Source organism: Moorena sp. SIO4G3 (assembly GCF_010692305.1).
Classification (GTDB): Bacteria; Cyanobacteriota; Cyanobacteriia; order Cyanobacteriales; family Coleofasciculaceae; genus Moorena; species Moorena producens_A.
This window is the reverse complement of sequence record NZ_JAAHIG010000398.1, coordinates 1-7,778: the sequence shown is the minus strand read 5'-3', so window position 1 is coordinate 7,778 and position 7,778 is coordinate 1. Positions and strand designations below refer to the sequence as shown.

The following is a 7,778-nucleotide window of genomic DNA, read 5'->3' as shown; positions in this document are numbered from 1 at the left end:
ATCTCTTAATGGGGTGGGTTTTCACCACCATCCAACAGACAGTTAGAATTTTTGGGATTTTAACCCCGCGATTCCCTGAGTTATACCCCTCCTTTCTCAGGAGGCTCCTACTCAGAACAAGCCGCACTCTACGATTGGATGAGCCTTTCTTTTTCCGAGAAACTCGGCGTTGATAAAATTTTAAGCGCTTCTCCCCTTTCCTGTAGAATCGGGGATTGGGTTCGGAATGGCCATTAGAATCCTTATAGAACTCTTTAAGTCCTACATCCAGGCCAACCATTTCACCTGTGTGCTCTACTTCCTCTTTTACGTTAACTGCAACGCAAAATTGAATGTAGTATCCATCAGCTCGTTTGACTATCCGAACCCGGTTAATTTTATTCTTGTCGAAGCGCCACAAGTCCCAGGTACCATTGAGTTTAAGTTTTCCAATTCCCTTTTTGTCAGTGAATGTTATCGACTTTTTATCAGGGGATAACTTCCAGCCTGATTTCTTATATTCGACAGAATGAGCACGTTTTTGGAATTTAGGAAAACCTTTTTTGCCTTGGACTTTTTTCTTACAGTTATCGTAGAAGCGAACAATCGATGACCATGCCCGCTCAGACGCAGCCTGACGGGCGGTAGAATTTAATTCATTAGCAAAGGGGAATTCTTTGGCCAGTATTTTGGAGTACCGGCTAAGGTCACTTTTCCCTGTCCCTTTATTGTCTAACCATAGACGGATGCAGCTATTTCGGATAAACTTAACTGTCCGGATAGCTTCATCTATCGCTGAATATTGGGGCTCTTTACCTTTGGCTTTAAACTCTAGAATAATCACCGAATATCGACCTCTTTAGATTCAAGTTTTATATTATAAAACTAGTATAAAAGTGTCAAGTCTTAGTCAATTTTTTTTCACGGCGACTAAAGTCGCTCTGAGCTTTCATCCCCGGTTTAAAAACACAGGGCTTTCAGCTTTGGGAGTTCCGTAACAGGTAAACTAAGCCAGAGATTAAGGTTAGGACCACCGATAGCCAGAAAAGGACTAGGGATGGGATGATCCAGGTGTCGGGAGTTGGTGCAATTAAAAGTGCGATCGCACTAATTTGGCTGACGGTTTTGAGTTTACCCCAGATATTGGCTCCCTGTATGCTAGCGCTACCGGATAACTTGGGGTTAACTCGCCAACCTGCGATCGTTAACTCCCGTGCCAAAATCAAACAAACTCCCCAAGCGGGTACCTGACCTAGCTCAATTAATGCTAGTAGGGGCGCTAGTACCAAAAATTTATCCACTAACGGGTCAAGGAATTTTCCTAAATCAGTAATTTGGTTCAGTTTACGAGCTAGATAACCATCTAACCAATCCGTTCCAGCCGCAAGGACAAAGATCCCTAAACTAATCCAGCGGCTTTGGTCAGTTGGGTGATTCAGGAAGTATAAGATAAAGGGCAACCCCAGTAAGCGGGAAAAGGTAATCCAGTTAGGCAGACTCATTCTGGTAATGGGTAATCGGTAATGGGTAATGGGTAATCGGTGACTTACAACTTTCCGTAAACATATGGGCGAAGCGCAGACTACGCCAACAGCTATCAGCCAAAGGCCAAGGCCTTTGGGCCACGCTACGGGAATGGCCACGCTACTAGATCGGTGCTTTTCAGCTTTAACCTACCCTACACTGGACACCAAGGGAGAACAACCTTCAAACTAAACCAATAGCTAATATCTTACGGTTCCACAATCGAACCCATGAACAAAATTGCTCCAGTTTTATTGTCCCGAACAGTACAGAAAAAAGGACGGTTAACCACTAGATTGAATGGTTGATCTATACTAATGGAAGTGGGAACAACACCGATAGAAGTAGCAGCGGCTGCTTCTGTGCCTTCTTCATTTACTTCTACAAAGGTTTTGTGCTTGACTTGACTAATCGCTGCTGATTGAGAGGTCAGATTAGAAAAATCAGCGTTATCGGTAAACGCCACATCCATCCCCAACGCTTTTAGGGAATCGTTGAGTTTAATATCGTATTCAAATTTAAAGCGCGGTAGCCGAATTGACCCATCTCGAGACCTAAACTCTTTCATCCATTGTAGCCAGTTTTCCGCTGTGAGTTGTTGTTTAAATTCTGCCAAGCTGCTCCCTTCACGGGGTAAGAAAACATACAAACTCAGCCGTTCTTTCCCGTAGGGAATACTTACAGCTTGAAAGGCATCATTTTCATAGTACTTATACTTCCCATACTGATACATCATCGGGTGTTGCTTTTGGCTTAAATCAGAGAGATAAAAAGCTTGATCAGACGTTTGACTCTTATCGAATTCTCTTGTCCAGCTGCCTTTGAAATAGATGGCATTGATTAAGAATAGTAAGTCATCCGCTTGAGTGCGATCGACAATCGTTTTGATTTTGCCGTTTGTGTTATTTTTGACCCAACGGTTAATTTCTTTTGCAGCCTTGGCACTACTAAAATCAAGTTCTGTAACCTCTGCTTCGTAGAATTTCTGGTTGTTTTTAATAAATTTGGGGTTGATGTCAATGCCTTGGTTAGCCCACAGGGAGTTGGCAATGGACAGCTGGACATCAGGGTCAGCATTTTCCAAGCTAGCTTTTAAGGCGTTATTCCCCTGGTTGAGTTGATCTAGACTCAATCCCTCTAATTCTAGGACTTTTGCCATAGCCTCTTGAGTCTCGCCGCTGGCACCGTTGTAAGCCATGTCTAGGGCAATGGCGATGCTGGTGGGAGAGACAAAAACATTCTTGTTAGTGTCCTGCTTGAGAATTTCTGAGAATAGCTTGAAGCCAAATTTAGTATTAGCGTCTACAAGATTGGTATCTACTGCTAAAGTTGGTTTTTGGTCAGCTGACATTGATTCTTTCCTTGGTTCGGAGTTAGGCAGAGGGTCAAGGGCATTGGTTTTTTCCGACACACACCCCAATATACCTGTAAGCAGGATGCTGACTGCCATAACAGTGGCTATACGACTAAGTATTTGATGGTTCATTTGATCGTCTCCGTTGCTAATACCCTGTTCTAATATGACCATTACAGGATAATTCGGTTCCATTAGTTACGGTTTTTGCTACGGCTAAGAGGGTAATCCGTAATGGGGAATAACGATATAATCGTGGTGTTTAACAGTCTAAATAACCTAATTTCCACATAACCAACGTTATCCAGGAGTCATGATTTCATAAGTTGTCAAGGTTTTAATGGCTCGATACTTCTGGACTTTTCGGTATTTTTTTGTCCCTCACATACCTCAAGTCTTTCAAGTTGGCTTTTCTGTTATCCCTCACCAGAAAGTGCTGCACAAAAGGCTATTTGTCTCATAGGGAATTATAGTCAAGTTTAGGCAACTATTACTATAACTTACTGATCTTCCCGATTTTTTGCCCTTGACAGCCACAATATTTTCATGCTATGGTATAATAATATGAATAAAAACTATACTCCAGATTCTGCTGAGCAACAACTAAATCAAACACAAAACCATACATTAAGCAAACCAGATCACAAACATCGGATATCTACGATGAAGTTGACGAATAACACACCCTGCCTCCACTAGTATCAGGCTAGTGGAGTTTTTTGCGCTTAGATCACCATTAGCTCAGATTGACTAGATCGACCAAAACAAGCAAGTTTATAAAAATTTATATGAAATAACACCAAAAATTGACATTAGACCAACACCAAATCATACTTAATTGGCCAATAATAATAATTGAGAACACAAAGAGAAAAGCACACCCCGCTAGTCTGGCCGCTAGCGGGGATTTTTTTTACCGGACTTACGGCCAGCCAGGAGCCAGGCCATTTGAGCAGTAATACCGAGTTGCATTCAAAGATAGTAGATTGGTTGGATAGGGAGCGGTGCGACCCGTGGCGAATTTAATTCGCCTAGCGATGCAGCGCGGTCTTGGGGAGCCAGTGCGGTCTTGGGGAGCCAGTGCGGTCTTGGGGGTTCCCCCCATGACCGCACTGCCGTGGTCTCCCCCATGAGCAACTGGCGTGGTTTCCCCCACTCGCGCTTTGCATCAAGACAAGGAAAGCGCACCGAGGGAAATGGGGAGATGGGGAGATTGGGGGAAGAGAAAGTTATACCTTTGACCGCAACTTGGTATAAGGCTCAAAACTGGCTAAATTCATGAGGTCGAGATCCCGAGACCGGTGGAGCCCACTAGAATCAAGCTGAAGTGATGGTGATTTTCGTGGTACCCACCGTTTGCCAGCCAGAGTTGCTCTGACTCCCTACCCATTCACCCAATTAAGGGTAAGCTGACCACAGTGGTTTAAGCTTTAGCCCCATCTTTGCTTACAGAAACAGATTCCGAAACGTATCCATATTGCTGGCTGCAAGCATACCTGCTAGGAAGCCAAATAAATGTCCTTGCCAGGAGATCCCTGTTTCACCAGGCAATAAACCTCTGAGTGTAAAACCATAGACACCACCGATAGCGATAGAACCTATGACTAACAGAGAGTTACCTTCTAAATACCCCTGTCCGATCAGAAAAGCTACATACCCAAAAACTAGACCGCTTGCGCCATAAGAGACCGTGTTAGGTGAACCAAGTAGCCATTCAGCCAAACCACCAACCAAGACTATCACCAAGGTCACGACCCAGAAATCATCCGTTCCTCGTAACAACACCCAACAGCCAAGGAGCGCGAACGGAATAGTGTTTCCGATCAAGTGTTTCCAGTCTTTGTGCAAGAAGGGTGAAAACAAAATACCAACTAGCCCAAGCCAGGTGCGGGGTTGGATACCAAACTTTTCGTTCAGTGCTCCCCCGCATAAGACTAAATTGACAAAACTTATAATCCAGGCGTAAAGAACCAAATCACCCACCGCCTGGAAGTTGTCACCCCAAGCATTTTGGAATTGATTAATCCAATCAAATATACTTGTCATACTTCACCCGGTAGCCTGCACGCTCATATTTATCTTTAATACTATAATTTATATAGCGTTTATCATAGCTATGAGGTACAGAGAATTTTTTATCTATTCCTAGCATGCCTATTGTCTGCTCCCTACTTCCTACTCCCTACTCCCTAAAACCTAAGAATTGGTACCTCACCCAATTGCAAACCGCTGTATATATAATTGATAATGAGTGCCAATTCAAGGTTATCCCAAGGTAATTGGATCATGAGTTTATATTCAGAATTAATTTTTCCCCGATTTCTGGACTGGATTATGTCTGATCCGGTATTAACCAAGTATCGTCAAGAGGTTTTATCTGAGGTGTCTGGGCAAGTATTTGAAATTGGCTTTGGCACAGGATTAAATTTAAGTTATTACCCCAAGCACCTGCAAAAACTTACAACTATTGATGTTAATCAGGGGATGGAATCATTAGCTAAAAAACGTATTCATGACTCGGAAATTACTGTTGATTTTCGGGTACTAAATGGCGAAAGTTTACCGATGGCTGACCATAGCTTCGATAGTGTAGTTAGCACCTGGACTTTGTGCAGTATTACTAAAGTAAATCAGGCTATACAGGAAATTTATCGGGTCCTAAAACCAGGGGGAAAGTTCTTTTTTATTGAGCATGGAATAAGTGATGAGTCTAAGGTTCAGGTTTGGCAAAATCGCTTGACCCCTGTACAAAAGATTATCGCGGATGGCTGTCATCTTAATCGTAATATCAAGCAGCTGGTTGAAAACCATTTCCAGATTCTGACGTTAGAAGAGTTTTATGAACCAAAATTTCCTAAGATTATGGGCTATATGTATAAGGGTGTTGCTCAGAAGTCTTGTTAGCATTAACTATCTCGATTTAATGCTGAAATTACAGCTTGCTGGCTGACTATCTGATAAATTCCTTTGAGATACTGCATGACACGAGGGTCAGCTGCTCCTAGAGGAATGGTTCCTAAGACATCGAGGACGGTTCCACTATCTGTTGGTGGTGCAATTACCACCAGGGAAGAATCGAGGGGCTGATCGTATTGCCAAAATTGCTGAATATTGACTGAGGTTTCAGGATCGCCGATTGCTGATTCCCCCTCTTCCCTGTTTTGATCAGGGTTTTGATCAGCAGACGTGAGATTTGGGATTGAGGATGGCTGCTCTGTGGCGGAAGTTTCCTCTGTTTGACCACTCCGTAATTTACGCAAGGCATCAAGGATTTGTTCTTTGGTGCTTCCCCGCAACTGGAACAAAACAAAGGGGTCTTCGCTGAAGCGATCGCCTAATTCATAGTATACTGCTGCGATATGCTTACAAGGATTTTTGGGATCGGGGCAATTGCATCGGGAACGAACGTCGGAGAGGGTGAAGGGAAATAAACTTAAACCATTGGAAGTAAATACTTCTTCGATATTATGGGGCATTTCTCCTGCTAATAACTGAGCTGAGTAAATTGCTTTACTTGCCAGGGTTTGCACCACATAATTCCAGTCTTCATCGGTAAAGGGTTCGATGGAAATTGTTAATTCATAGGGCTCCGGAGCAGTTCCTTGAACTTTGGCCACTACTTGTGGTCCTAGAAAGTCAATACTGAGAATGTTGCCTTCTTTGGCATAGATACGTCCCCGTTCCAAACGCTTTTTGAAGCGATAGGAATTGAGTAAATCATTCCAACGTTCTACCCACCATTCTTGGGTTTCGATTTCGTAGTTTGTCATTTATATAGCAAAGGGAGTAGGGAGTAGGGAGTAGGGAGTAGGGAGTAGGGAGTAGGGAGTAGGGAGTAGGGAGTAGGGAGTAGGGAGTAGGGATGCAGCGCCTTCACGCGGGGGTTTCCACGGGGCTGGAGAGCGATGCAGCGCCTTCACGCGGGGGTTTCCACGGGGCTTACAAGGTGCGGAAGCAAGTTCCGCACACAGAACCCAAACCATGAGCGACTGCATCAAGACAGGTGCGGACGCAGGTTCCGCACACAGACCCATGCGCCATGAGCGACTGCATCAAGAAGGGAGTAGGCAACAAATGCTTATATTATCACTCTAGCTGTTTCTAGTCTAATGAGATCCCCTGTTGGTGGGCAAACATCTTTTAGTTCTTTTGATAATTATAGATAATAGAACTTTGCCCACCCTACTACTGTTCCCTTTTACCTGCTCCCTTTTACTTGCTGCCTAAAACCTAAAACCTAAAACCTAAAACCTAAACCCTAAACCCTAAACCCTAAAACCTAAACCCTAAACCCTAAACCCTAAACCCTAAACCCTAAACCCTAAACCCTAAACCCTAAACCCTAAACCCTAAACCCTAAACCCTAAACCCTAAACCCTAAACCCTAAACCCTAAACCCTAAAACCTAAAACCTAAACCCTAAACCCTAAAACCTAAACCCTAAACCCTAAACCCTAAACCCTAAAACCTAAAACCTAAAACCTAAAACCTAAAACCTAATTGAAAACCGCTATAACTAAAACTTTGAGACTGGAACTCGTAACACTAATCCTGGATAGATCTGATGTTGATCTAGGAATCCCCGCTCTTTCAAGACGGGGAGTGTCAACGAGGCTTGCTTTGCATTATGGACAATGGCATCAAGCATGAAGCTTCCACCACCTGACTTACGTCGTTCGCGTAGCGTGGCGATAGCCAGGTGGTGGTGTCCTATGCTAACCTGGAACTACGAAGCGTCCACAGGTCACAAAGGCAAGCCCAGCTTCTAGGCGGTCGTCCAGATCTTTTGCTGGAACGACCCTCGTTGCTATTTGTTACGGTCGATGCCCGGTATTATCCGGGGCACCTCCGCTCCAGAACCGTGCGTGAAGGTTTCCCCTCACACGGCTCCTAGGTAATCTCGGTCTATGACCGGCCTTTT

At 44.0% G+C, this 7,778-nt stretch carries 8 protein-coding genes; 1 reads left to right on the top strand and 7 read right to left on the bottom strand.

What is annotated here, in order from left to right; all coding sequences use genetic code 11:
- From F6J99_RS37865 to F6J99_RS37845, 5 genes are all read right to left on the bottom strand, one after another.
- A partial coding sequence (locus F6J99_RS37865; protein ID WP_293121030.1) for a transposase occupies positions 1-823 on the bottom strand: 823 nt, incomplete at its 3' end.
- Between the two features lie 133 nt (positions 824-956).
- Positions 957-1,481 carry a CDP-diacylglycerol--glycerol-3-phosphate 3-phosphatidyltransferase gene (gene pgsA / locus F6J99_RS37860; protein WP_293121032.1) on the bottom strand — a complete coding sequence of 175 codons (525 nt, stop codon included), beginning with the start codon at positions 1,479-1,481 and terminating at the stop codon, positions 957-959.
- Positions 1,482-1,711: 230 nt separating this feature from the next.
- Entirely contained in the window at positions 1,712-2,989 is a 1,278-nt protein-coding gene (locus F6J99_RS37855; protein ID WP_293121028.1) for a serpin family protein, read from the bottom strand.
- A gap of 790 nt (positions 2,990-3,779) precedes the next feature.
- The gene (locus tag F6J99_RS37850; protein WP_293121026.1) at positions 3,780-4,013 is read right to left on the bottom strand and encodes a hypothetical protein; all 234 of its coding nucleotides are present in this window, start codon (positions 4,011-4,013) and stop codon (positions 3,780-3,782) included.
- A 290-nt stretch (positions 4,014-4,303) separates the two neighbouring features.
- Positions 4,304-4,903: a rhomboid family intramembrane serine protease gene (locus F6J99_RS37845; RefSeq protein WP_293121024.1), complete on the bottom strand. Its 600-nt coding sequence runs from the start codon at positions 4,901-4,903 to the stop codon at positions 4,304-4,306.
- Positions 4,904-5,143: 240 nt separating this feature from the next.
- Here F6J99_RS37845 and F6J99_RS37840 point away from each other — a divergent pair, with 240 nt between their 5' ends.
- A complete protein-coding gene (locus F6J99_RS37840) occupies positions 5,144-5,761 on the top strand; it encodes a class I SAM-dependent methyltransferase (protein ID WP_293121022.1) in 618 nt (205 codons plus the stop codon).
- A gap of 2 nt (positions 5,762-5,763) precedes the next feature.
- Here F6J99_RS37840 and F6J99_RS37835 read toward each other — a convergent pair whose 3' ends face one another.
- On the bottom strand, positions 5,764-6,627 hold the full coding sequence (locus tag F6J99_RS37835; RefSeq protein ID WP_075902116.1) for an SWIM zinc finger family protein: 864 nt from the start codon (positions 6,625-6,627) through the stop codon (positions 5,764-5,766).
- The gene (locus tag F6J99_RS37830; protein ID WP_293121020.1) at positions 6,628-6,840 is read right to left on the bottom strand and encodes a hypothetical protein; all 213 of its coding nucleotides are present in this window, start codon (positions 6,838-6,840) and stop codon (positions 6,628-6,630) included.
- Positions 6,841-7,778: the final 938 nt, after the last annotated feature.